The 25,503-nt window shown below is 23.3% G+C and carries 30 protein-coding genes; 25 read left to right on the top strand and 5 right to left on the bottom strand.

Annotation, left to right across the window (positions count from 1 at the left end; all coding sequences use genetic code 4):
* Positions 1 to 182: 182 nt before the first annotated feature.
* Positions 183 to 875 (top strand): superoxide dismutase, encoded by a 693-nt coding sequence (locus AACL11_RS06440; RefSeq protein ID WP_338959788.1) that lies wholly within the window; start codon positions 183 to 185, stop codon positions 873 to 875.
* 61 nt (positions 876 to 936) lie between these two features.
* On the opposite strand, the gene AACL11_RS06435 is transcribed toward AACL11_RS06440, so the two are convergent.
* A complete protein-coding gene (locus AACL11_RS06435) occupies positions 937 to 1,173 on the bottom strand; it encodes a hypothetical protein (protein WP_252319187.1) in 237 nt (78 codons plus the stop codon).
* Between the two features lie 343 nt (positions 1,174 to 1,516).
* On the opposite strand from AACL11_RS06435, the gene ligA reads away from it, so the two are divergent.
* The 4 genes from ligA to gatB are packed head-to-tail and all read left to right on the top strand — an operon-like array spanning position 1,517 to position 6,733.
* Positions 1,517 to 3,532, top strand: coding sequence for an NAD-dependent DNA ligase LigA (ligA, locus tag AACL11_RS06430; protein WP_338986844.1), 2,016 nt, complete (start codon positions 1,517 to 1,519; stop codon positions 3,530 to 3,532).
* Positions 3,525 to 3,839, top strand: a complete 315-nt coding sequence (gene gatC, locus AACL11_RS06425) for an Asp-tRNA(Asn)/Glu-tRNA(Gln) amidotransferase subunit GatC (protein ID WP_338959780.1) — start codon at positions 3,525 to 3,527, stop codon at positions 3,837 to 3,839. The genes ligA and gatC overlap by 8 nt, the downstream gene beginning before the upstream one ends.
* Complete coding sequence (locus AACL11_RS06420; protein ID WP_338986843.1) at positions 3,829 to 5,301, top strand: amidase family protein; 1,473 nt, start codon at positions 3,829 to 3,831, stop codon at positions 5,299 to 5,301. Before gatC ends, AACL11_RS06420 begins: the two co-directional genes overlap by 11 nt.
* Positions 5,294 to 6,733, top strand: coding sequence for an Asp-tRNA(Asn)/Glu-tRNA(Gln) amidotransferase subunit GatB (gatB, locus tag AACL11_RS06415; protein WP_338986841.1), 1,440 nt, complete (start codon positions 5,294 to 5,296; stop codon positions 6,731 to 6,733). The genes AACL11_RS06420 and gatB overlap by 8 nt, the downstream gene beginning before the upstream one ends.
* A 201-nt stretch (positions 6,734 to 6,934) precedes the next feature.
* Here the strand turns inward: gatB and AACL11_RS06410 are convergent, their stop codons facing one another.
* A complete protein-coding gene (locus AACL11_RS06410) occupies positions 6,935 to 7,066 on the bottom strand; it encodes a hypothetical protein (RefSeq protein WP_338986839.1) in 132 nt (43 codons plus the stop codon).
* A gap of 154 nt (positions 7,067 to 7,220) precedes the next feature.
* Here AACL11_RS06410 and AACL11_RS06405 point away from each other — a divergent pair, with 154 nt between their 5' ends.
* The 10 genes from AACL11_RS06405 to AACL11_RS06360 all read left to right on the top strand — a co-directional run bounded on the left by AACL11_RS06405 (position 7,221) and on the right by AACL11_RS06360 (position 14,281).
* Positions 7,221 to 8,234: an IS3 family transposase gene (locus AACL11_RS06405; protein WP_338986622.1), complete on the top strand. Its 1,014-nt coding sequence runs from the start codon at positions 7,221 to 7,223 to the stop codon at positions 8,232 to 8,234.
* A 193-nt stretch (positions 8,235 to 8,427) separates the two neighbouring features.
* Entirely contained in the window at positions 8,428 to 9,369 is a 942-nt protein-coding gene (locus tag AACL11_RS06400) for a potassium transporter TrkG (protein ID WP_338986838.1), read from the top strand.
* Positions 9,344 to 9,916 carry a potassium transporter TrkG gene (locus tag AACL11_RS06395; protein ID WP_338986837.1) on the top strand — a complete coding sequence of 191 codons (573 nt, stop codon included), beginning with the start codon at positions 9,344 to 9,346 and terminating at the stop codon, positions 9,914 to 9,916. Before AACL11_RS06400 ends, AACL11_RS06395 begins: the two co-directional genes overlap by 26 nt.
* A gap of 21 nt (positions 9,917 to 9,937) precedes the next feature.
* Positions 9,938 to 10,792, top strand: coding sequence for a bifunctional 5,10-methylenetetrahydrofolate dehydrogenase/5,10-methenyltetrahydrofolate cyclohydrolase (locus AACL11_RS06390; protein ID WP_338986835.1), 855 nt, complete (start codon positions 9,938 to 9,940; stop codon positions 10,790 to 10,792).
* 13 nt (positions 10,793 to 10,805) lie between these two features.
* Positions 10,806 to 10,964: a hypothetical protein gene (locus AACL11_RS06385; RefSeq protein ID WP_338986833.1), complete on the top strand. Its 159-nt coding sequence runs from the start codon at positions 10,806 to 10,808 to the stop codon at positions 10,962 to 10,964.
* Between the two features lie 81 nt (positions 10,965 to 11,045).
* Positions 11,046 to 11,567 carry a hypothetical protein gene (locus AACL11_RS06380; protein ID WP_338986830.1) on the top strand — a complete coding sequence of 174 codons (522 nt, stop codon included), beginning with the start codon at positions 11,046 to 11,048 and terminating at the stop codon, positions 11,565 to 11,567.
* Between the two features lie 133 nt (positions 11,568 to 11,700).
* Positions 11,701 to 12,490, top strand: a protein-coding gene (locus tag AACL11_RS06375) for an IS5 family transposase (RefSeq protein WP_422397923.1) whose coding sequence is annotated in 2 segments (ribosomal slippage) — positions 11,701 to 11,969 and positions 11,968 to 12,490 — 792 coding nt in all. Because the reading frame shifts where the segments join, the coding sequence is not laid out codon by codon here.
* Between the two features lie 109 nt (positions 12,491 to 12,599).
* Positions 12,600 to 12,836, top strand: a complete 237-nt coding sequence (locus tag AACL11_RS06370) for a hypothetical protein (RefSeq protein WP_338986824.1) — start codon at positions 12,600 to 12,602, stop codon at positions 12,834 to 12,836.
* Between the two features lie 64 nt (positions 12,837 to 12,900).
* Positions 12,901 to 13,914: an IS3 family transposase gene (locus tag AACL11_RS06365; RefSeq protein ID WP_338986622.1), complete on the top strand. Its 1,014-nt coding sequence runs from the start codon at positions 12,901 to 12,903 to the stop codon at positions 13,912 to 13,914.
* A 112-nt stretch (positions 13,915 to 14,026) separates the two neighbouring features.
* Positions 14,027 to 14,281, top strand: a complete 255-nt coding sequence (locus AACL11_RS06360) for a hypothetical protein (RefSeq protein ID WP_338986822.1) — start codon at positions 14,027 to 14,029, stop codon at positions 14,279 to 14,281.
* A gap of 30 nt (positions 14,282 to 14,311) precedes the next feature.
* Here AACL11_RS06360 and AACL11_RS06355 read toward each other — a convergent pair whose 3' ends face one another.
* The 3 genes from AACL11_RS06355 to AACL11_RS06345 all read right to left on the bottom strand — a co-directional run bounded on the left by AACL11_RS06355 (position 14,312) and on the right by AACL11_RS06345 (position 18,251).
* Entirely contained in the window at positions 14,312 to 15,550 is a 1,239-nt protein-coding gene (locus AACL11_RS06355) for an IS256 family transposase (protein ID WP_338986819.1), read from the bottom strand.
* Between the two features lie 434 nt (positions 15,551 to 15,984).
* Positions 15,985 to 17,145 carry an Mbov_0401 family ICE element transposase-like protein gene (locus AACL11_RS06350; RefSeq protein WP_338986816.1) on the bottom strand — a complete coding sequence of 387 codons (1,161 nt, stop codon included), beginning with the start codon at positions 17,143 to 17,145 and terminating at the stop codon, positions 15,985 to 15,987.
* 276 nt (positions 17,146 to 17,421) lie between these two features.
* Positions 17,422 to 18,251 (bottom strand): IS5 family transposase gene (locus AACL11_RS06345; RefSeq protein WP_338986605.1). Its coding sequence is split into 2 segments (ribosomal slippage): positions 17,422 to 17,855 and positions 17,855 to 18,251, totalling 831 coding nucleotides; the frame shifts between segments, so codons are not numbered across the junction.
* Positions 18,252 to 18,359: 108 nt separating this feature from the next.
* Between AACL11_RS06345 and AACL11_RS06340 the strand changes: the two genes are divergently transcribed.
* From AACL11_RS06340 to AACL11_RS06295, 10 genes are all read left to right on the top strand, one after another.
* Complete coding sequence (locus tag AACL11_RS06340) at positions 18,360 to 18,743, top strand: hypothetical protein (protein WP_338986814.1); 384 nt, start codon at positions 18,360 to 18,362, stop codon at positions 18,741 to 18,743.
* A gap of 102 nt (positions 18,744 to 18,845) precedes the next feature.
* On the top strand, positions 18,846 to 19,361 hold the full coding sequence (locus tag AACL11_RS06335; RefSeq protein WP_338986811.1) for a hypothetical protein: 516 nt from the start codon (positions 18,846 to 18,848) through the stop codon (positions 19,359 to 19,361).
* A 28-nt stretch (positions 19,362 to 19,389) separates the two neighbouring features.
* The gene (locus AACL11_RS06330) at positions 19,390 to 20,724 is read left to right on the top strand and encodes a hypothetical protein (protein WP_338986809.1); all 1,335 of its coding nucleotides are present in this window, start codon (positions 19,390 to 19,392) and stop codon (positions 20,722 to 20,724) included.
* Between the two features lie 2 nt (positions 20,725 to 20,726).
* A complete protein-coding gene (locus AACL11_RS06325) occupies positions 20,727 to 21,011 on the top strand; it encodes a hypothetical protein (RefSeq protein ID WP_338986808.1) in 285 nt (94 codons plus the stop codon).
* Positions 20,980 to 21,441: a hypothetical protein gene (locus AACL11_RS06320; RefSeq protein ID WP_338986806.1), complete on the top strand. Its 462-nt coding sequence runs from the start codon at positions 20,980 to 20,982 to the stop codon at positions 21,439 to 21,441. Before AACL11_RS06325 ends, AACL11_RS06320 begins: the two co-directional genes overlap by 32 nt.
* Positions 21,442 to 21,488: 47 nt before the next feature.
* Positions 21,489 to 21,809, top strand: coding sequence for a hypothetical protein (locus AACL11_RS06315; protein WP_338986804.1), 321 nt, complete (start codon positions 21,489 to 21,491; stop codon positions 21,807 to 21,809).
* Entirely contained in the window at positions 21,809 to 22,720 is a 912-nt protein-coding gene (locus AACL11_RS06310) for a hypothetical protein (RefSeq protein WP_338986802.1), read from the top strand. The genes AACL11_RS06315 and AACL11_RS06310 overlap by 1 nt, the downstream gene beginning before the upstream one ends.
* A complete protein-coding gene (locus tag AACL11_RS06305) occupies positions 22,721 to 23,239 on the top strand; it encodes a hypothetical protein (protein ID WP_338986801.1) in 519 nt (172 codons plus the stop codon).
* 3 nt (positions 23,240 to 23,242) lie between these two features.
* Positions 23,243 to 23,593, top strand: coding sequence for a hypothetical protein (locus AACL11_RS06300; RefSeq protein ID WP_338986798.1), 351 nt, complete (start codon positions 23,243 to 23,245; stop codon positions 23,591 to 23,593).
* A 43-nt stretch (positions 23,594 to 23,636) separates the two neighbouring features.
* Positions 23,637 to 25,502, top strand: a complete 1,866-nt coding sequence (locus AACL11_RS06295) for a hypothetical protein (protein WP_338986796.1) — start codon at positions 23,637 to 23,639, stop codon at positions 25,500 to 25,502.
* Position 25,503: the final 1 nt, after the last annotated feature.

The following is a 25,503-nucleotide window of genomic DNA, read 5'->3' as shown; positions in this document are numbered from 1 at the left end:
TAAGTACTGCACGAAAACTTTCACCCTTTGTTAGTAAAATTAGTATTTAATATTAATTTTTAGTATAACATATAGTGAGAAATCTTGTAATATAATAAACTTGTAATTTTACATTAATTTATTATAATGTAATGTAATATTTATATGTGAAGAGTTTAAAAAGAAAAGGAGGATAGAAAAGAATGCCTAAATACAAGATTAATATTATCGATTTACCATATAATTATGATGCTTTAGAACCTTATATTTCACAAGAAACAATGAAACATCATTATGAAGAACTTCATAAGAAATATTTAACTTCTTTAAAATTAGTGATGGATAAACATCCGAAAGTTTTTTCTGATTATAATCTTGAAACTAAAGGGGAACTAAATCGTTTATTAAGTAATTATTGTAAATTAGAAGATATATGTGAGGATAAAGAAACTTGTAATGTAAAAAAATTACAAAGTAGCATTCGACAATTTGGTGGGGGAGTAATTAATCATAATCTTTTCTTTTCACTATTGGGGAAAAATAAAGGTTTTAATGAAAAATCAGCTATTGGTAAAGCAATAATTAATCGCTTTGAATCTTATGAAAAATTTGAAGCTGCTTTAACAAAAACTGCCATAGATATTTTTGGAAGTGGTTGAGCATGATTAGTAATTGACAATAATGGTACATTAAGACTATACAAAACTTTTAATCAAGACAATCCATGATTCTTGAATATGTATCCATTGATCGCTATTGATGTATGAGAACATGCACATTATCTACAATATAAAAACGAACAAGAGAAATACTTACAAGCATTATTAAAAGTTATCAATTGAGAACAAGTAAATAACAATTATCAAGAGTATTTAAATGAAAAAACTAAAAAATAAGTAAAAAAGAACTCAATTGAGTTCTTTTTTTATAATATTATTAATATTAATCTAATCTAAATTATTTTTTAGAAGAATTTTTCGAAGAAATAGCAGCAATTCTAGTTTTTTCAATTTCTGCTTTTTTTTCTATTTTAATTTTTTCAACATGCTTTTTAAAACCACATCGATTACAATTCAATTGAATATTTTTTGCTTCTAAAAATTCGGCAATTAAAATAACCCTACCACATCGATGACAAGCAAAAGCATTTTCTGGCTTTTGTGCTAAACGAACAGATGCATATGTATCTTTCATAACTTACTCCTAACTCATATAAAATTAAAGTAATTATTTTTAGTTTTAATACTATACTTAAAACTTATCAAAGGTTAATATTAAAAAATGTGTCTAGTTATATAAAAAAAACTTTAAGTCAAAATAAACTTAACAGGAGTTTAAAAACTAAATACTTAATTAGCCATTATTTTTTAATACTAATTTTATTATAATCATTTTTTTAAAAAAATGTATATTATTATTTATTTATTTTATTTACATTACTAAATTATACTTTTATAAAACAATATTACAATTAAAGTAATAATTCATTTATAATTAATTATGTCTTATTAACAAACCAATTAGGGGAGAAAGTAATATGAGTAACAAAAATAATGATATTAAAAATGAAATAATACAATTAAGAAACCAAATTAAACAATGAAATTATGAATATCATGTTTTAGATAAACCTACTGTTAGTGACGAACTTTATGATAGCGCCTATCATAGATTAATAAAATTAGAAGAACAATATCCCCAATTTAATAGTAATGATTCTCCAACTAAAACTGTTGGTAATAAACCACTTAATTCTTTAACAAAAATTTTTCACCAACAACCAATGCTAAGTTTGGGTAATGCCTTTAACTATGAAGATTTACTAAAATTTGATCAACAAATTAAAAAAACATTATCAGAAAATAACATTGAATATGTTTGTGAGCTAAAAATTGATGGTCTATCAATTTCTATAACTTATGAAAAAGGAAAAATAAAAACTGCTGCTACCAGAGGTGATGGTCTTGCTGGTGAAGACATTACCAATAATATTTTGACAATTAAAACAATACCAAAAACAATACCAATTAATTCTAAATTAGAAGTAAGAGGAGAAATATATTTAAGTAAAGAAGAATTTAATCGCATTAATGAAAAACAACAACAACAAAACTTACCACTCTTTGCTAATCCTCGCAATGCTGCAGCCGGTACTATTCGCCAACTTGATATTAATATTGTTAATTCAAGAAAATTAGATGGTTTTCTTTACTATTATATTAATGCTACTAATGATAATATTAAAACCCATGAACAAGCATTATTTACCTTACAAAAATATGGTTTCAAAATTAATGAACAATGACAGTTATGTAAAAATATTGAAGAAGTATGAACTTATATTCAGAAATATGAAAAGTTAAGAAATACATTACCATATGAAATTGATGGTATTGTCATTAAAATTAATGATCTAACCAGTTATGATATGTTAGGAAGAACTAATAAGGCGCCAAAATGAGCAATAGCTTATAAATTTCCTGCTGTTACTAGTGTTACTAAGCTTTTAGATATATTTCCAACTGTTGGTAGAACAGGAAAAATAACCTATAATGCTAGATTACAACCAGTGATAATTGCTGGTACTACCGTTACTTTTGCCACACTTCATAATGGTGATTATATTATTAATCGTGATTTACGTATTAATGATTTAGTAAGTGTTAAAAAAGCGGGTGATATTATTCCAGAAGTAATTGCCCCAATTATTAGTAATCGTCAAATAAACAATATTATTTTTAAAAAAGCTATCCATTGTCCAGTGTGTAAAACAAAATTGGAACAAGTTCCGCCAGAAGTTGATCAATTTTGCATTAATAGTGATTGTCCATCACGAATTCTTAAATCATTAATGCACTTCTGTTCAAGAAATGCTATGGATATTATTGGTTTAAATGAAAAAATATTATTACGTTTTTTAGATTTAAAATGAATTAAAACTATTAGTGATATTTACAATTTAGTTAATTTACGAAAAGAAATACTATCATTACCACGTTTTGGTGAAAAATCTTTCACTAATCTTGCTAATTCAATTATTCTATCAAAACAAAATTCCTTAGAAAGACTTTTATTCGGTTTGGGAATTCGTCATGTTGGCCAAAAAACAGCAATTATTCTTGCAAAAAAATATTTAACTTTAAATAACTTAATGGAAGCAACCTTTGATGATCTAGCTAATACTAATGAAATTGGTCCAACAATTGCTACTAGTGTTATTGATTATTTCCTTAATCCTACTAATCAACAACTAATTACTAACTTGCAAAACTTTAAACTTAACTTTAATTATTTACAAAAAAACCAATCACAAGTATTGAATGGTAAAACTTTTGTCTTAACAGGAACTTTAACTAAAAGTCGTAACGAATTCATTCAATTATTAAATAACTATGGTGCTAAAATTACCAATACTATTAGTAATAATACTTCTTATTTAATTGTTGGAGAAAATCCAGGAAATAAATTAGCACAAGCACGCAAACTTAATGTTAAAATTATTAATGAAGAGCAATTACAAAATTTATTGAAAGAGGTAGCAAAAAATGGATAAAATTGAAAAGAAAATGACAACAAAAATGCTACATGAATTTGCTAACGAACTTATGTTCAATTTAAGCGAAGAACAATGTGAAAATCTTTTACTAGAATTTAAAGCTATTGAAAAACAAATGGAAATTGTGACAAATATTAATACAAATGATATTGAACCTTTAAATTACCCATTTCCTATTATTAATAATTTATTACGTTCCGATAATGTTGGAACTCATTTAACATCTAAAACTGTTTTAAATATTGCTCCAGAAGTTGAAAATAATTACATTAGTATTAATCAGGTGATTAATCATGAAAATTAATTACCACCAACTTTCAATTCGTCAACTTCATGAACTATTAAAAACAAAAATACTTACTCCAGATCAATTAACTAAATTAGTATACAAACGATTAGAACAATTCAAAAAATTAAATGCTGTTGTTACTTCACTGGAACAAAATGCCATTAAACAAACAAAATCAATTACTGAACAAGAAATTAATGATAATTTATTAGCAGCAATTCCATTTGTAATGAAAGATAATATTGCTACTATTAATTTCTTAACAACAGGTTCATCAAAAATTCTTGCTAATTTTATTCCTAATTATGACAGTACTGTTAATATGTTATTAACAAATAATAAAGCCATTAATATAGCTAAAACTGCTCTTGATGAACTAGGAATGGGTGGAGATGGTTTATATGCAGCTACCGGTCATGTCTTAAACCCTTGGAATTTAAAACATATCACTGGTGGTAGTTCTAGTGGCAGTGCAGCTTTAGTCGCTGCTGGAATTGTACCATTTGCTTTAGGAACAGATACTGGTGATTCAATACGTAAACCTGCCGCTTATTGTGGTATTGTTGGTTTTAAACCAACATATGGTTTAATTTCAAGAAATGGTGTTTTTCCTTATGCTCCAAGTTTAGACACAGTTGGTATATTTACTAATCATGTCGAAGATATTGCCATTGTCTTGAATAGTATTGCTTTATTTGATGAACAAGACTTTACTAGTGTTCAAAGTAAAGAAAAAGATTATACTCAAAACTTAAATCAAAATATAGAAGGTAAAAATATTGCTATTTTAAATTATAATGATTATCAGTGAAATGATATAGTTAAATCTAGTTTTGATGAAGCAATAAAGCATTTAACTGATGGTGGTGCAAAAGTTCAACAAATTGAATTTAATAAAGAATTATTACAATCTTTATTACCAGTCTATATGATTATTTCTTTTGCTGAAGCAACTAGTTGCCACGCAAATCTAACTGGTATTAATTTTGGTGTTCGTAAAAATGGTAAAAATTATCAAGAAGTTATGACAAATTCACGAACATTTGGTTTCGGTGATATGGTAAAACGCAGATACATTATTGGTGCATATGCTTTATCTGAAAATCATCAAGAAGAATTATTTAACAAAGCTAAAAAAGTAAGAAGATTAATTGTTGAACATTTAAATACTATCTTTAAAAAATATGATGCTTTCATTATTATGCCAAATATTAATCCAGCTCCAAAAATTAAAGATGTATTAGAACAGAAAAAAGTTATTAAAAGTGAACATGATTATTTAGAAGACTTACTACTACTTTCTAATTTAAATGGTGGACCAAGCATTAATATTCCGTTAACTACTGTTAATGGTTTACCGATTGGTTTTAATATTAATGGTGCACCTTTTAATGATCAAGTTATATTGAATATTGCTTCATTTTTAAGTAAAAAAATTAATTTTAATAATAAACTACTAGGTGATGATCATGAATAATAAATATGATGTTGTAATGGGTATTGAAATCCACTGTGAATTAAAAACTAAAACTAAATGTTTTTCCAACGCCGCCAATACTTTTGGTCAAAAACCAAATACTCAAATTAATGCCATTGATTGCGGATATCCAGGAACATTACCAACAGTTAATCAAGCTGTTATTATAATGGCAATTCAAACATGTACTGCTTTAAAAATGAATATTGATCCACTCTTACGTTTTGATCGAAAAAGTTATTTTTATCCCGATTTACCTAAAGGTTATCAAATCACACAATTTTTTCATCCAATTGGCACAAATGGTGAATTACCAATAGTTGTAAATAATGAAGAATTTATTGTTAGTTTTGAACGCTTACATATTGAAGAAGATACAGCAAAACAAATTCATAATAATAAAAAAACATTATTAGACTATAATCGAGCGGGAATTCCCTTATTGGAAATTGTTACTAAACCAATTTTTAACACAAGTGAACAAGTAGTAGCATATATTAATACTCTACGTCAATTATTAATTCATTTACAAGTTAGTGATGCTAAAATGAATGAAGGCTCATTACGATGTGATATTAATATATCGTTAAAACCACATGGTAGTGATATTTTAGGTACCAAAGTTGAAATTAAAAACTTAAATTCTACACATAATATTACTTTAGCAATAAATGATGAAATTAATCGTCAAACTAATATTTTAAATAAAAAACAAAAAATTAATCTTGAAACTAGAAGATTTGATGAAAAAACTAATAAAACCGTTAGCATGCGTAGCAAAGAAAATAAAATTGATTATAAATATTTTCCTGAACCAAATATTTTTCCAATTCAACTAGACGAAAAATGAATCAAAATGATTGCTAAAAATCTTCCTGAATTGCCTAAAGAAATAATGGAAAGATTAAAAAAACAATACAATCTACCAACAAAAGATATTAATTTATTAATTGACAAAGTAGAAATATTAACTATTTTTGAACAAACAGTTGCCATTAATAATTTAGCATTACCTACCTTTAATTATTTAGTAGGTCCTGTGCAAGCTTATTGTAATACTAATAACACTACTATTAAAAACAGCGAACTTACTGCTAATAATCTATCACAATTAGTTAGTCTAGTTTATGAGCAAAAAATTAATGATAAACAAAGTAAACAGTTATTAAATGCAATTATGATTAATAGTGAAAAAAGCCCTACCGATCTTATTAGAACATTAGGTATTACTTTAGTAAGTGATAGTAATGATTTAGAAAAAATATTAATCACAATTTTAAAAGCAAATGAAAACATGATTACTATTTATAAAGTCAATCCAGAAAAAGCAATGAAATTTTTTATGGGTCAATTAATGAAACTAACTAAAGGACAAGCAAATCCACAAGTTTCTAAAGAAATATTAAAAAAATTGATTGAAAACTATAATTAGTTTCAATCAATTTTTAATTATGAATTTTTATATTATACTTTGAATATTTTTATTATCAATTTTATATACTAATATTTTATTTAAAATCTATATTTTCAATTAAATTTCCTTTAATTACTAAATCATCATTTGTCTTATTAACAATTAATGAATATTTTAATAAAATATTTATTTTTATTCTTTTAAGTAACTTTCTTAATTTTAATTAAAATTACTTGTTGGTCTTAAAAATTGTAATGACATTGTTAAATTATTAACTAATGTTTTATTTGTCAATTCTGGTTTATTTAATTGGATAGTTATTGTTTGATTATTAATATTTCTTTGATTCAAATTTGATTCATTATTTTTTTGTTGTAATTGTTGTATCTTTTCATGTAATTCATTATTTTTTTGTTGTAATGTTTTGGAGGGGCCACTTAGCCCTTTTTACTAGACCATTAATTTAAAAAATCTGAATGTATTCTAAAAACAATTGTGTTATATAATGAACACTAATTTTGACCTGAAAGGATTTTTATTAATGGATAAAATTAAACAAATAGCATTAATAATTAACAAATTAAATATCAAAGAAAAAATTAAAATTATCGATGATTGCAAAAATCAATATTCAATTAGAAACTTATGTCAATATCTTCAATTAAACAGATCAACATATTACTTTTTAAAAAATAAACAAAAACTTATTAAAAAAGAAAAAAATCATATTATTAATTGCAATCATAAATATCAAGAATTATGCCAACTTTTAATCGAATTTCATTCTACAAGAAAAGGTAGAATTTATGGATATTTAAGAATTTTTTCAGCTTTTAAAGAGTGATTAAAACAAGAGAAAAATATCATTTTAAATATAGAATTATCAACAAAACAAATGCGAAAAATTATGAAAAAACACAATATTCAAGGATTAAAACAAACTAAAAATAACTATCCTAAAAACAAAAAAAATCCAAATAAGTGAATACCTACAATGGATAAAGTAAACAAAGATTACAAAAGTACAACCGCTTCAAATCAAATTTGATCAATGGATACTAAACAAATAAACACCAAAGAAGGTTGACTATATCTTTTTGTAATTATTGATTTTTATTCAAATAATGTTGTTAGTTATAATACATTTTCAAATAAATCATATCAAGATTTAATTCTTCCTGCACTTGAAAAAATAAACAACCAATTTTCTTGAAATCAAATAAAAAACGTTATTTTACATTCAGATAACGCCAACGAATTTTATTGTCAAGAAATTACAAAATGAGCAAAAAACAAACAAATAATTTTAAGCAAAAAACAACCATATGATATTGGCGGTAATGTCATATCTGAAAATTGATTTTCACATTTATCTCAAGAATGATTGCCTAAAGACTCAAATCAATATTTAACAATCAATGAAGCTATTAATGATGTAAATCAATATGTTATGTTTTATAATTATGAAAGAATACATTCTAAATTTTTAAAACCACCAATATTACAAATAAAAATTTAGAAATATCTATCAAAATATGGTCCAGTAATTAGGGCTAACCACCCCATTCCAATTTACTTAAATATGTTATATTATACTAAATTATAAACTAATTCTTAAAATATTGGTATTTTAAATTTAAAACTAATATTTAATAGAAATGACTATAGTATAGTATAATAATAAAAGAAAATGTTATTTTAGGAGTTTTTTGATGCTATCTAAGGTTAATTATCGTAGTGTAAAAAATATTTTTAAAATTATTTTTGTTGGTAAAACTCGTCCCCGACAAATGTTTAATTTATATTTTTTCACTTTATTAGTTGGAACAATACTTTTAATGACACCAATTGCCACAACAAAAGGACAATGAAACTTTTTGCCTGCCCTTTTTACTGCTAGTAGTGCGTTTTCTGATACTGGTTTAACAGTAAAAAGCACTGCTAATGACTTTACTTTCTTTGGGCAATTTATTATTTTAATTTTAATTAAATTTGGTGGTATTGGTTTAATTACAGTTAAACTAGCAATATTATCCTTATTTGTATTTAATCGACATACTAGTTTAAGAGAAAGATTACTAATGCAAGGTGAACGTGGCTCTAATAAATTAGGAACGACTATTGATGTATTAAAAATTGGGATTATTGTTATGACAATTACTGAATTTTTGGGAGCAATTGTTTTATTTTTATATTTTTATTTTGTGTCTATCTCAGGAATAGAATATGGTCTAAACAATAATACAGGTTACTATAATCACATACTATTAGCATTATGATCGGGAATTTTCCACTCGATTTCTGCTGTTAATAATGCTGGTTTTGATATAGTTGGTATAACTTCATTAGAACCTTTTCAGAGTGATTATTTTGTGCAGTGAATTTTTATTATTGAATTTGTAATTGGTGGTATTGGTTTTCCTGTTTATTATGATTTATATCATTGAATTAAAAATAAAACTCATGGTAAAAAATTTAGATTTAGTTTATTTACTAAACTAACATTAATAACATATTTTTTAGTTGCGATATTGGGTGTTAGTAGTGTTATGTTTATTGAATATTTTTCACGTAATGTCATAACTCCATCAAGGCAAGAGCCCATTTTTAAAAATTTATCGACATCTGATGCAATTATGGCTGTTTTTTTTTAATACAATGTCAAGAAGAAATGCTGGATACTATACAGTTGACTTAAATAAATTTCACCTTGCCTCACAAATGATCCAATCATTAATGATGTGAATTGGTTCTTCACCAGCAAGTACTGCCGGAGGAATTAGAACGACAACTTTAGCAATCATTCTTTTAACAATTTTTAATATTGCCCGTGGCCGTAATGATGTTTTTGTATTCAAGCGTAAAATTCCTAATCAAACTGTTCGTATGTCATTTATAGTCGGCACACTTGGTTTTATTTTAGTTTTTGTATCAGTAATGATTATCACAATTGAAAATGTTTTTATAACAGATAATTCTGATATGACCTTTGCACAAGTAATTTTTGATGTTTCAAGTGCTTTTGGAACAACAGGACTTTCATTATTTGATAATTCGAAATTAGGTATTTTTAGTCAACTTAGTTTAATTTTTGTCATGTTTGTGGGACAATTAGGAGTATCAACTACTGTTCTTGCTTGAAGTGATCGTAAATCAAAACCAACGATAAGTAGAGTTGAAGAAAACGTATTAATTGGATAAATTAAGAAACGGTGAACACATATGATAAAAATTTTAGATGGTAAAATAATTGCCCAGCAAATTAAAGCAAAAATTAAAGCACAAGTAACAACTATTACTAATCGTAAACCTAAACTAGCAGTAATAATTATTGGTGAAGATTTAGCATCACAAATGTACGTACGAACTAAAATTAAAGCATGTCAAGAATGTGGTATTGATGGACAAGTATTTTCACTAACAACAGTAGTAACACAAAAAGAAATAATTAATAAAATTGAACAATTAAATAGTGATAATAATATTGATGGAATTTTAGTACAATTACCACTACCAAAACATTTAGATACATTAGCAATTATTAATAGCATTACTATTAATAAAGATGTTGATGGTTTAACAAATATTAATGCCGGAAGATTATTACAAGGTGATAAAAAAGCAATGTTGCCTTGTACAGTAAAAGGTATTTTAAAATTACTAAATCACTATCAAATTCCCATTTCTAAACAAAATATTACTATCATTAACGATAGTAATATTGTTGGTAAACCATTGGCTTTATCATTAACTAATATGGGAGCAACTGTTAGCATTGTTCATAAATTAACTAAAGACTTAACTCTTTATACTAAAGAAGCTGATATCATTTGTAGTGCTACTGGTGTCTATAATATTATTAATAGTAGTCAAGTTAAACGTGATGTTGTTATTATTGATGTAGCAATTAATTATCAAGGTAAAGAAAAAAAAGTTGTTGGTGATATTAATTTTGAAACAATGAAAAATACCGCTTCAGCAATTACTCCTGTGCCTGGTGGTGTTGGACCAATGACTATTGCCATGTTATTAGAAAATTTAATGATTTGCTATCAATTAAATAATAAATATAATTAAATTGGAGAATCAATTGTTAAAGAAAAATTGGATTAAAAAAAGATTAAATAATATTGAAAAAAATAATTTAGAATTATTAAAATTTAAGTTTTTAAAAGAAACTATTTCAACAAATAGTGTTTATTTTGATAGTCCTTTACATTTTTTAAAACCAGAAAATTATTCAGATTAGCAAATACATAATGAAAATAATACTATTATTTTTAAAATAGAAGTTAATACACAAAAATTATATGATGATTGAATAAAAGGAATGAATAATTTTGCTTGAGATTATATTTTAAGTAAAAAATATATAAATATTAACACTGAATATAATTTAAAAACTAATGAGTTTATTAATAAAATTAATCAAAACTTATTTCTTTTAAAAAATAATTTAATATCAAAAAATAATATTTACGTTGTAAAAGTTTGAACCTCAAAAATAGAAAAAAATAATTTCAATATTTCTTCCTTTGAAAAAGATTGAGAAGAATTTAACGATGTTGGATATTGATGAACAGATAAAGATACTTTAAATAAAGAAGTTTCTTTAAATGAAAAATTACGTTTTACTTTTAGAAATTCATCAGATTCTTTAATAAAAGAACTATTATTTAAAGGAAATCATGAAATTACAATAAAATATGTTGAAACTGAAACTGAAATTACTACTAAAGGTTATAAATATAAAAATTCTAATTGATGAAAAAGAAATTGATCATGATTTATTTCAATATTTATTTCAATTTTAGCCTTTTTATTTACAATCATATTTAACTTTTTAAATTAATATAAAACATTAAAGTTCTAAATCAAAAAATAAATCATATTGTATGCAAAAATTATAAAATTTGTTAGAACCTGTTTGGAATCTTTTATAAAATAACGTAAAATGACTATATATTTTAAGATAAGGGGTATATATGCATAAAAATTATCCAAGTCATGTTACTAAAGAACAATTTGAGAACATAAGATCAATTTTAGAAAATAACAAAAAGAAAACAAAACCAAGAAATTTAGATTTATATGAAGTATTTTGTGCAGTTTTATATGTATTAAAAAGTGGATGTCAATGAAGAATGTTACCAAAAAATTTTCCAAAATGACAAACTGTATATTATTATTTTCAAATTTGAAGTAAAAATAGTGATAAAGAACCTAGCACTTGACAAGTAATTTTAAAAAAAATTAGTTAGAAAAGTTCGTATCAATAATGGTAGAAAAGAACAAACTAGTTTTTGTATAATTGATTCACAAAGTGTTAAAAGCACAGATACTGCTAAAAATAAAGGTTATGATGCTGGTAAAAAAATTTCAGGAATAAAGCGTCATATTGCTGTTGATTCTCAAGGCTTACCACATGCAATTTACATAACCACAGCAGAAAAAACAGATCGTAACAGTGCTATAATAATGATTGAAAATGAAAAAGAAAATTTATCTAAAGTTCAAAAAATACTAGTAGATGCTGGTTATACTGGTGAAAAATTTGCTTTTAAAATCAAAACAATCATAAATGCAAATGTTGAAGTTATCAAACGTAATGAATTACATTCTTTTGTAGTATTGCCAAAAAGATGAGTTGTAGAACGAAGTTTTGCATGATTAGAAAAATGCAGAAGATTATGAAAAAATTGTGAAAGAAAATTAAATACTAGCTTACAAATGGTTGTTCTCTCATTTATTTCAATTTTATTAAAAAGATCCTAAACAGATTCTTATAAAAATAATCATAAACTAAACTTATAGTTTTAACTCATTACTTTATTTTTAAAGTATGTGGGTTTTTTATTTTTTTAAAAGAAAGAGTACAAAAATTATGAAATATTTTAATCCAAACTATTGATTTAAACTATGATTATTAATCACACCAGTTTTTAATAATCAACTACAAAATACTAATGCTAAAACAATTTATAATAAAGAAACTATTAAAGATTGAAAACCTAAAAATATATCTATTGCAGATTGTACACAATCTAATGATCAAGACATTACTTGTATTCATGAAGCAGGACATACAACAATTATTTTGGAGGGGCCACTTGCCACTTAGCCCTTTTTACTAGACCATTAATTTAAAAAATCTGAATGTATTCTAAAAACAATTGTGTTATATAATGAACACTAATTTTGACCTGAAAGGATTTTTATTAATGGATAAAATTAAACAAATAGCATTAATAATTAACAAATTAAATATCAAAGAAAAAATTAAAATTATCGATGATTGCAAAAATCAATATTCAATTAGAAACTTATGTCAATATCTTCAATTAAACAGATCAACATATTACTTTTTAAAAAATAAACAAAAACTTATTAAAAAAGAAAAAAATCATATTATTAATTGCAATCATAAATATCAAGAATTATGCCAACTTTTAATCGAATTTCATTCTACAAGAAAAGGTAGAATTTATGGATATTTAAGAATTTTTTCAGCTTTTAAAGAGTGATTAAAACAAGAGAAAAATATCATTTTAAATATAGAATTATCAACAAAACAAATGCGAAAAATTATGAAAAAACACAATATTCAAGGATTAAAACAAACTAAAAATAACTATCCTAAAAACAAAAAAAATCCAAATAAGTGAATACCTACAATGGATAAAGTAAACAAAGATTACAAAAGTACAACCGCTTCAAATCAAATTTGATCAATGGATACTAAACAAATAAACACCAAAGAAGGTTGACTATATCTTTTTGTAATTATTGATTTTTATTCAAATAATGTTGTTAGTTATAATACATTTTCAAATAAATCATATCAAGATTTAATTCTTCCTGCACTTGAAAAAATAAACAACCAATTTTCTTGAAATCAAATAAAAAACGTTATTTTACATTCAGATAACGCCAACGAATTTTATTGTCAAGAAATTACAAAATGAGCAAAAAACAAACAAATAATTTTAAGCAAAAAACAACCATATGATATTGGCGGTAATGTCATATCTGAAAATTGATTTTCACATTTATCTCAAGAATGATTGCCTAAAGACTCAAATCAATATTTAACAATCAATGAAGCTATTAATGATGTAAATCAATATGTTATGTTTTATAATTATGAAAGAATACATTCTAAATTTTTAAAACCACCAATATTACAAATAAAAATTTAGAAATATCTATCAAAATATGGTCCAGTAATTAGGGCTAACCACCCTTAGCCCTTTTTACTAGACCATTAATTTAAAAAATCTGAATGTATTCTAAAAACAATTGTGTTATATAATGAACACTAATTTTGACCTGAAAGGATTTTTATTAATGGATAAAATTAAACAAATAGCATTAATAATTAACAAATTAAATATCAAAGAAAAAATTAAAATTATCGATGATTGCAAAAATCAATATTCAATTAGAAACTTATGTCAATATCTTCAATTAAACAGATCAACATATTACTTTTTAAAAAATAAACAAAAACTTATTAAAAAAGAAAAAAATCATATTATTAATTGCAATCATAAAGAGGCTTTTTAATAATCTGTGTTTCTTTGTTTTACAAAGTTACTAATTCAGATTAATTCTGTCTTCAAATTTTATCATAAAATGAGCAATTGCTGTATTTCAATTTTGAATGGGCATTGTTCATTTTTTTGTTATATTGTCAATTGCTAAATAAAATATTTTAAAAACTGACATATCGTTAGGAAAAACTTTTTTATTTCTGATGACTTTTCGTAATTGACTATTAACAGATTCAATAGCATTTGTGGTATAAATTACCCTTTTTATTTCTGCAGGATAACTAATAAAAACCATTAAATTATCTCAATTTTTATATCAAGATTTAGCAATTTGTGGATATTGTTTAGTTCATTTATTTTCAAATGATTCTAAAGCTTGCATTGCTTGTTCTTCACTACATGCAGTATAAATTGGTTTTAAATCTGCAACTAGAGATTTTCTATGCTTATATGAGACATATTTCAAACTATTTCTAATTTGATGAACGATGCATAATTGATGTTCGGTTTTAGGATAAACTGATTGTATTGCTTCTGACATGCCTGTTAAATTATCACTACAAGCAATCAGAATATCATTTAAGCCACGATTTTTCATTTCTGTGAAATTGGCTAATCAAAATTTAGAACCTTCATTTTCACTAATTCATAAACCTAAAACATCTTTTTTACCTTCTAAATCAACTCCTAAAGCTATATAAACTGATTTATTAATAATCCGTTTATCTTGTCGTACTTTAACTACTATACAATCAAAATAAACAATCGGATAAACACTATCTAATGGTCGATTTTGCCATGCTTTGACGTCATCAATAACATCATCAGTAATTTGACTAATAACACTTTCACTAATATCAGCACCATGATATAACTCTTGTAATTGCATTCTAATATCTGATAATGTCATACCTTTTGCATATAAAGAAAGAACTTGTTGATCAAAACCATCAAATCTTCTTTGTCTTTTTGCAACTATTACAGGATTAAAATTACTATTACGATCTCTTGGTACATCAATTTCAATTTTACCTTGTTGGCTTATTAATTTTTTTGAACTTATACCATTACGAGCATTGTCACTATTACTATGTTGATTCTTATCATATCCTAAATAATTTTGCATCTCAGAATTCAACATTTTTTCTACTAATCTTTTTGTTAATTCTTTATATAATCCTCCCTCTTTAAAAACTGTTGTTAAATCTTCAGTATTTTCTAATAATAAATCTACTGCTTGTGATATTGGATCATTGTTATTAATATTTTGCTTTTTAGCCATCTGTAACTCACTCTTTCTAGAAAATTAATTATATTTACTAGAACTAATTAAACATAGTTATTTTTGTAAGTTACACAGATTACTAAACATTACCATCATAAATATCAAGAATTATGCCAACTTTTAATCGAATTTCATTCTACAAGAAAAGGTAGAATTTATGGATATTTAAGAATTTTTTCAGCTTTTAAAGAGTGATTAAAACAAGAGAAAAATATCATTTTAAATATAGAATTATCAACAAAACAACGGACGTATTTCAAATGTGGATATAATTTAATTTTCTTTAAATAAAAGATAAAATAAATTATTAATTGTTGATATAATTATATCATATTATTTTTAATAAATAAAGTATTTTAGTGTTTTATTTTTATTAAAATAATTTAAAAATTCCTAACTACTTAGGTTTAGATTTATTAAATTTTATAAATTTAAACAAATACTTTTAATTTATTAATTCTTGCTTGTTTTAATTTTAATAAATTAAAAAATGCTTCTTTTGAATAAATTTTTGCATTATTATTAGATATAGATTTTATTAAATGATAAACATCACTTTCAGCACTACAACCTATATTTCAAATAGCATTTTGATTTCTAATACCTTCTTTATTATTTTTAAAATATTCATATATTTTTTCATCAGCATTATTTTCTTTTAAATAATCTAATAATTTATAATAACAACCATTTAAAAATAATTCATAATATGCATAACTTAATTTTTTATTATTTTCTTTTGTTCTTTTACCTTTTCCTACAATAAATACTTGTTTTAATTTTTGTAATGGATGTCATTTATCTACAGCATAATCAATTTTTAAATAATTAGCAGTAGATTTAAGATAAGTTGCACCATCACCAGTTAATTTTAAATTTTCATTAGTATAACCAATAAAAATATTATCTAAATTAGTTATTATTGATTTACCAAATTCTTTTTTAGTAATTCTTTGACCTTTTCTAGTTGAAATAACAAAAATATATTTATTTTCTAAAACATGTCTATTATCAGTAGATTTTTCTAAATCAAAACCTAAACTAATACTTACCGTTCTGTGTCTAAATTTTCTTTTTTGCTTATTATCAATTAAATTATTATATGATTCATCTGATTGTATATAAATATAATCAGATGGTAATATTTGTCTTTTTTCTTTTGGTAATTCTTGAACAAATATAATAGTTTCTTTTAATCTTCTACAAATAGTTGATAAAGATATATTTATTTTTAAATTATGTTTAATTATAGGATATGTAATATTATTTAAATCTGCATTAATTATTATTAATTTATTAACTCAATTTGTATAATTTTTATATTTATCAATATCAATATATATTCTTGTTGGAGTTATAATTTCATTTGTTAATTTATTTTTATATGTTCTTAATGGTAAATAAGATATTCCAAATTCACTTTTTATTAAATGTTTTCTACGTTTTATTAATTTATATTTATTTCTATCATATTCATTTAAAAATCAATTATTATCATATTTTAATATTTTATTATCATAATCTAATAACATTTGTTTTTCATGATTAATTTTATGTTGATAGTTGTCAAGTTTTTCAGATAGTAAAATCATAATGCTTTTGCCTTTCTAAATACATGACTTTGAGTATAACAATAATTAACTCGTGAGTGTTGTAAAATGATTTAGTTAAAATGTTATAATTAATAGACTTCTTGCAAAACTGTGATTATTATCATAGTTTTTAAATTTAAAATTTTATTTTAATAACACTTTTAATATTTATTAAAAATTATTATTCAAAATATGTCTTATTTTTTCTTCATTAAAATAGAACAAAAATTATTATTTAAAATAACAAAATTTAAAATATTAAATTTTTGAAGATTTTTAATTTAAAAGTTGTAAATTATAAATTGAAGCTATTAAATTAAATCTTAAAGCAAATCTTTTTCTTCTATTTCGATATTTTTCACTAATAATTTTAAATTTTTTCAGTATAGCAAAAATATTTTCTATAACAACTCTCATTTTTGAAATTTGTTTATTATTTTTCTTTTCTTCTCTAGTTAAAGGAATTTTCTTTGATTTTCTTTTTGGAATTAAAACATTAGGATGTATATTTTGTATTCCTTGATATCCCAAATCCACTAAAATAGTTGTTTGTGATAAAAATTTAACTTTTGAATCTTTTAAAATTTTAAAATCATGGTTTTTACCACAAGAAAAATAAGAACTTATAATTTTTTTACTATCTTGTTCAATTATAATTTGTGTTTTTATTGTGTGTTTTTTCTTTTTTCCTGAATAATATTTCTTTTGTCTTTTTTTGGGCGTTGGATAGCGCTTTCAGTAACATCAATAATAGCTGTTTTATCTTTAAAATTATTATTTAACAATGATTTTGCTCCATTAAGTTGCTGAAAATCAGGATGTTTTATTAAAGTATTTTCTATTCACTTGATATTTCTATAACAATTACTTTCACTAATTCCATAACTTTTAGCAATATGAAAATATGTTCGGTATTCACGTCAATATTCTAACGTCATTAATAATCTATTTTCTAAAGTTAATTTATTAGGTGTACCACCATTTTTAAACTTTTTTAATTCTTCTTTTTTTAAAATTTCTATCATTTTTTTAAAAACAATCTCATTTATACCAGTTAATCTTAATAGTTCTGCATTTTTAATAGCTTTTAATTTATCAAACATCATAAATTACCTATCTTTTTTTAATTTTAATTATATTTTAAAAATGAAAATTTTAATAGATAAGTCTCGCAAGAAGTCTAATATATAAATATTGAATATAGGTGATATAATATGCCAAAACAAAGAAAAGAATTAGGTAATTATAAAGAAAAGATACAAGAATATTTAAGAGAAAATAAAGATAATTTAAAAAAATGTACTAAACAAGAATTAAATTATATTTTAAATGTGGATAATAAATATATATTTGATTGCCGAAGAAGGTCGACAAAATGACAAAAAGATTTTATTAAAGAATATGATAAAGCATGTCTTAAAATAGGAATAGCAAGATTAAAAAATGTTACACAAGTACCTCAATATGAATGAGCTTATTTAAGAACAAATCATAGAGAGATGTTTGATGATTTAATAGATAATCAAGATATAGAAACAAATAATAGTAATATTATTATTAATATTTGTGAACCTAGAAAAATAGAAAATAATGATTAAAAACCTATAATAAATATAGGTTTTTTTCTTTATTTTAAAGGGGAAAAATGATATAATTTACATAAGGAAACAGTAGCCATTCTGTGAGAATAGGAGTTAAATATGGAAAGCTTTAACTGAGATAAAAATAAAAATTATAATAGTGAAGAATTAGAAAGTTTATTAGAACAACACCGAAATTTTGTTTATAAAACTACTAAGACTGAATTAGAACCTAAATTAAGTGAATATGAAATAAAAATAAAAGAATATGAAAATAAAGTTAATGAATATCAAGAAAAAGAATTGTTTAATGGTTTTAATGATAAACAATTAAAAATAGTTAAATCATTAATTAATACTGAATATAAAGACCTTGATAAACATTCTGCTTTAAATAAAATAAAAGAAGATTATGCAGAAATATTTAATAATAATTTACATAATAAAGAAATTAAAAAACAAGAAATTATTAAAAATGAAGAATCTAAACAAGAGTTTTTTAATCCAAAAACACTTTTTGAATTAGATAATAATATTACATCTAAAAATGAAGAATTATTAAAAAATACAGAAGTTGTTGGTGCAAAAACTAAACAAGAAATGATTAAATTTTTAGAATTTTTATTTAGTAAATAATTAAATATTTCTCAAAAGGAGAGATATTATGGCTATTCCACAAGTTCCAACTGGTTTAATTACTGGTGGTAATAATGGAAATAAAGCAATGTTAACTGCTATGGAAGCACAAGTAAAAGGTATACTTTATAATGATGAAAGTATGATGTTTTTAAAAGCAAGTGCAGTTGCAGAACAAATAAGTGAAATACCTGGAGCAGTAGAAGCATATTATCGTATTGCTGAACGTTTACGTTGAGGTTCAAAATATGATGTTATGACTGGTACAAATAAACAATGAACAACATTAAGAACAACTAGTGTTATTTTAGACCAAATATTAGTTATTGATTGAAGAACTGAAGATTTTGATATGAATAGATTTATGTCAAGTCCAATTCCATTAAAAGCAAATATGTTATCAATATGAGCAGAAAGTGCATTAAGAAATTATTTATTTATTCAAGAATGTATTTTTTTACAAGGTATTAAAGATTATTGTATTGCTAAATCACAAGTAATTCCTATTAATATGTTAGAAATGACAGAAGATACAGCAAAATCAGCATTTTATCAAATTGGTGATAAAATGAATGAATTATTAGGAAATATAACTGAAACTGAAATTGGTACAAATGTAAGTGATTTTATTGGTGCATTAGGATTTACTCCAATGTTACAATTAACAAAAGCATATTTAAGATTAAATTATGGTCAAATTGCAGCAGATACTGTAGCAAGTGGTCAATTATATAAACAATCAGTATTTGGTATGTTTTTATATAAACATATGTTTTTAAATAAAGATATGGTTAAAGATACTAAAACTGGTTTACATTTAGAAAAAACATTTGATTTAAAAAAAGTATTAGGAGTTTTTGTGCATAGAAATGCATTTGCACAACCTAATAGTTTTCAAAAAATAGTAAATTTAATTGATAATAATACATTAAATCAAAAAACATTAGGTAAAGCACTTTATGGTATAACAACAGCAATTCGTGGTTGATTATCATTTATTATTATGGAAAAAATGCCAACTGCTGATGAAATTAAAGAAGCACAAAAACGTTGTTGAACTAATTGAATTAAATTAACTCCAGCAGAAAGAGAAAAATCACCAGTAACATTTAAAATTGCTGATTTTGATGATTTTAGAATTAGTTTAAATGATTTAATTTATTTTAAAAATTTAGGAAAAATAACTATGACAGGAATAACTCCTACTAATGATGAATTAGAAACTGCAATAATAAATGCTGGTAATAATGGTTATGAAAAAGGTAAAGCAACATTTAGTAATATTACATCAACAAGTGCTACTATGACTGGTAATGATAAAGATTATATTGAAGAAATAGAATTAAAATTTTCTAAAAAATAATTATGGAATATATTTATAAATATTTTAATGAAAAAGCACATATTACTATTTATTCACCAAAGCCAGAAGATTTAACTACAAGTAATGATATTAGAGCAATTTTATTAGATGAATATCCTAAATTAAGAAATGATTATTTTATAGTAAGTGATGTACATGATAGTTATGCAATATGTGTTGGAAATAATATACATTGTGAAGGTAAAGTAATAATTAAAATAGAAAAACAAACTAATGTAAAAGGAGTTAATGAAAATGCCAAATGACACCATTGTACAATCAAATAATTATACTTTATTAAAAATAATTCGTTCTTCAATTAGTCCATTATCAGCAATGATAGGTATAAGTGCTTATTATGGTCAAGTAATATATAATCCAGTATTAGGTTCATTTAATAGTTTATTATTTGGTAAAAAATTAGGTTTAGATATATGAAATTTAAATCAAAGACCAACAACTAAAAGTAAATTAATTAATAGTAGTAAAAAAATCTTATTAGGTTTAGGAACAATTGGTTTAGCAAATTATGCTAAATTTACTAATACAAATATTAATCCGAATCCAACTCCTAATCCATTTCCAAATACAACACCAATTAATCCTTTTCCAGATGATTTATTATTTAGTAATAATAGGACTGATAATCATTTAATGGATTGAGATACATATATTAGTTTAAATGCTTATGGTATTTCAAATTTATTAGTGGATTAACTGAGTTAATACCTAATAAATTTGAAACAATAAGAAAGATTTGTAATATGGCTACTGGTGGATGTTTAATATCAAGTGGTGTAGCAATGGGTATAAATAATGATTTTAATAATGCTTATGCAATTCCTACTATTGTTGCTGGTGCAAGTGAAATAATCCATAATTTACTACCTATGGAAACTACAAATCATATTCAAGAAATGCAAGAAACACCATTTAATAATGAAACTGCAAGATTAATTAATGATAATAGATTTACTATTAATACTGAAACATCTAGTCAATATGGTAGTGATAATATGAGCGAAGTACCATTAAATCATGATAATGCTTCATTAAATTGAGATTATAATCATATGAGTTTATAATGTTACCTTTAATTATTGAATGAATATATTATGCATTAGCAAGTAATGATATTAAATTAGCATTAATAAATGCTTTAAAAACTTATTATAAAAATCAATCATTAAAAGCAATATTTGATAGTGAAAATATTAGTGAAAAAGAAATACATCAACCATATAGTGTTTTTAATCCAAATATACTTAAAAAATTAACAAGTATATTAAAACCAAGTGAATTATCTATATTACAAAATGAAATTAATAAATTTAAAAATCCAATAAATAGTTTTAAAAAATCTATTATGCCAACAGAAATTAGAACTGTTAAAAATTATGTTAATAAATTTAATAATTTATTTAAAGAAAATGAAGAAGAAATACCAGAAAATTCATGAGAAGTATTATCAAGTTCATGATTTAAAAAAGGAAGATTTATTGTTGATAATAAAAATTTAAAAATTGGAACTTTAACAACATTATTTCAAAGTGATAATGATAAAAGACAAATATGATATGGTCCATATACTTATCCAACATTTCCACAAGAAATATGAATATTAATGACACAAGCTAAAGGTAAAAATGGTTCTGGTGCTGGAACTATATTTTGAAAATTTTGAAATAGAAAATGATTACCAAGTCAATTAAGAAAATATGTTAAAAGTGAATTAGCAAAAAAAGGTAAATATTATGGTTCACAAGATACTAGTGTAATTTATCCTAATAATATTAATGTACAAAAAACTATGAATTTTATTAATAGATTAGAAAAAGGTTTTTTTAAATTAAAAGAATATAAAACTTTATCTAAAAATGAAATAGGAAGTAATCAATGAAGATATGAAAGAAAACAATTATTAAAAAATTCTTTACATACAAATAAATATATAAAAATTAAAAGAAATTCTAATTTTTATAAAACATGAAAGTAGGTGATAATTATTATTGAATTAGATAAACCAATTAAACCAATTGGTATATGAAATACTATTAATCCAATATCAAAAGATAATAAAGAATATAAAAGATTAAATAAGATTTGATTTAATAAAAATAGTACTCATATAGATAAAATTAAAATTTTAATATCAAATATTTTAAAAATAACTAGTCATAGTCTTGGTATGTTTATAACATTATTTTTTACAATAACACCTTGATTAATACCGAAAATACCAATAGAAATGGGAATTGGAAGTTATACAAGTCAATATAATTTTACTTGACCTGACCATTTAATATTAACGTTATTTCCTATGTTTGGTCATATTGGATTAAATCTTATTACTAAATTAGGTAATTATGGAAAATTAATTAAATATTTATTAATAACTATACCAATTATTATTACAAGTCCATATTTAATATATCAATATAAACATATTAGAAAACATAAAAAAGAATGTCATTTATGTAAACAACATTCAAATAAAATACAATTGGAGGAATAAAAAATGAATTTATCAAAAGAATTAATAACAGCAGTATTAAGTGGAGCAATAACTACCGGAATTATAGTTACTATTGTTTTACTTTTCTTATCTAAATTTATTAAAAAATCAAAACAAAACAAAATATCAAAAGAATTAAAAAGAGATAAAGAAATTCAATTTATTATTGAAAATATTAAGCAAATAAATTCTCAATTACAATTAGAAACAACATCAGTTGCAAAATTACTTGATAGTTTTAATAATGATATTGAAAAAGATGAAGTATTTAAAAATACTATTATTAGTCAAAGAGCAAAACGTAAAGAATTATCAGAAAAAGATAAGAAAAAAGCAACTAAAGTTGGAATTTAAAGGGTTTAAATACCCTTTATTTTACATTAAGGAGTAAATTATTATGGCTATTAAAGACCCATTAATGTTTATAACAATTGAAGAATTTAAAAATTGAAAAGGTTTTAATAAATCATTATTTGATGAAGTTACAACACCAGATAGTGAAATTAGATATGCAATAGAAATTGCAAGTAGTAATATTGATTTTTTAAGTGGTTTTACTATTTCAAAAAAATGACCAGAAATAAATCCAACAAAATTTACAGATAATATTCAAACTGCAACTACTCATTATGTTAATTTTTTATTAGGTAAAGGTGTTGAATATGCACGTGGTCAAGCAAGTATTGGTCAAGGTGGTATTACTTATTCACAAAATAATCCAGAAGACCCTTATTATATTGTTCCACAAGTATTTAATTATTTAAAAGAAATAAATGAATATCCAATTATGCAAGGTTTTAATCTTAATGTTTCTTCAAAACAAAATTGATTTAAAAAATTTATGGGTAATGGTGGTGAACAAAATCCATGAGAAATTTATGTACAATTTACTAATATTAAAAGTAGTGATGATAGAACTAAAATTACTATTACTCATCCAAAAAATATTATGGGTTCAGTAGTTGATATTGATACTAGGGGTATTAAATCATTTGATAATTTAACAACACTTGAATTATTTACTAAATATTTTAGTAATGATACTATGAAATTAGTTGATGGTAAAGAAGGTCAAGAAAAGAAAGTTATTAGTGCTACTGGTGGTAATTCATTATGAGAAATTAATATAGATAATCCTAATTTTATTAAATCCAAAGATGATAAAGGTATTAGTGCTAATGATAAAAGAATTATTGATGTTGGTACACCTACATTTTTAACTGATGCTACAAATAAAGTATATGTAGATGATTTATTAGATAAAAAACAAGATAAAATAGATAATTTACAAGATAAGATATTTAATAATAAAGATGATAAAGATAGTACTAGAAGATTAGTTAATGAAATTATTAAAACTAATGTTGGTGGTAAAACTTTAATTTATAGAAATAATCCAGTTATAACTGATGATTTAGATATTCCAAATAAAAAATATATAGATGATAAAATAGATAAAAAGCAAGATAAAGAAAATTGAGTTGTAATAGGAAAGAAAGTTGATAATAGAACATGAGATAATTTTAATATTGACCTTAATAAAACATATCGTGTATTTATAACATGACACAGAAATGCACCTGAGCAAAATGGTTATCCATTAATGTTATTGTTTAAATCAGCAAAAGCAGTTGGAACTGGTACATGAACTCTTTTAATTGGTAAAATTGATAATAAAGATGCTTCTTTAATTCTTAAGGCTGATTATACTAAATCTACTAATAAATGAAGTTTATTTATTAAATGTGAAATTGATGGTGGTGCTATATTTAGTTTTGAAGAATTAAAAGAAAATACTTATCAAATTACTAGTAATACATTAAATATTACTTCACCAAGTGTAATTAATATAGATAAACCTATAAAAATTAATTCAAAAAGTTTAGAAACAAATGAAATAGAAGAAAATAATTGAGATATTGAATTAAAAAATAATCCTCCAACACCAAGTCCAACTATTCCACAATGAAAAGAAGTAGGAACAAGAGAAAAAAATAAATTAGATAATTGACAAATTACTTATGATTTTCAAGAGAATAAACATTATAGAATTTATTATTCTTGAAGTATATATAATCCAGTTTATACTATTCAAGAATTTATTATAACTAATAAAAAAATTGCTGGTGTACAAATACAAACCTTTAATGATAGTGCTAATATAGTAATTTTATCAGTTCAACATGCAAAATTGATTACTATTTATACTGGAAAAGGTAATTTAAAAGGTAATGTATGAAAATTAGAAGAATTACAGGAATAAA

Source organism: Spiroplasma endosymbiont of Dasysyrphus albostriatus, assembly GCF_964019495.1.
Taxonomy (GTDB): domain Bacteria; phylum Bacillota_I; class Bacilli_A; order Mycoplasmatales; family VBWQ01; genus Spiroplasma_E.
The sequence above is the reverse complement of the archived record's forward strand: the minus strand, read 5'-3'. Positions and strand labels throughout refer to the sequence as shown.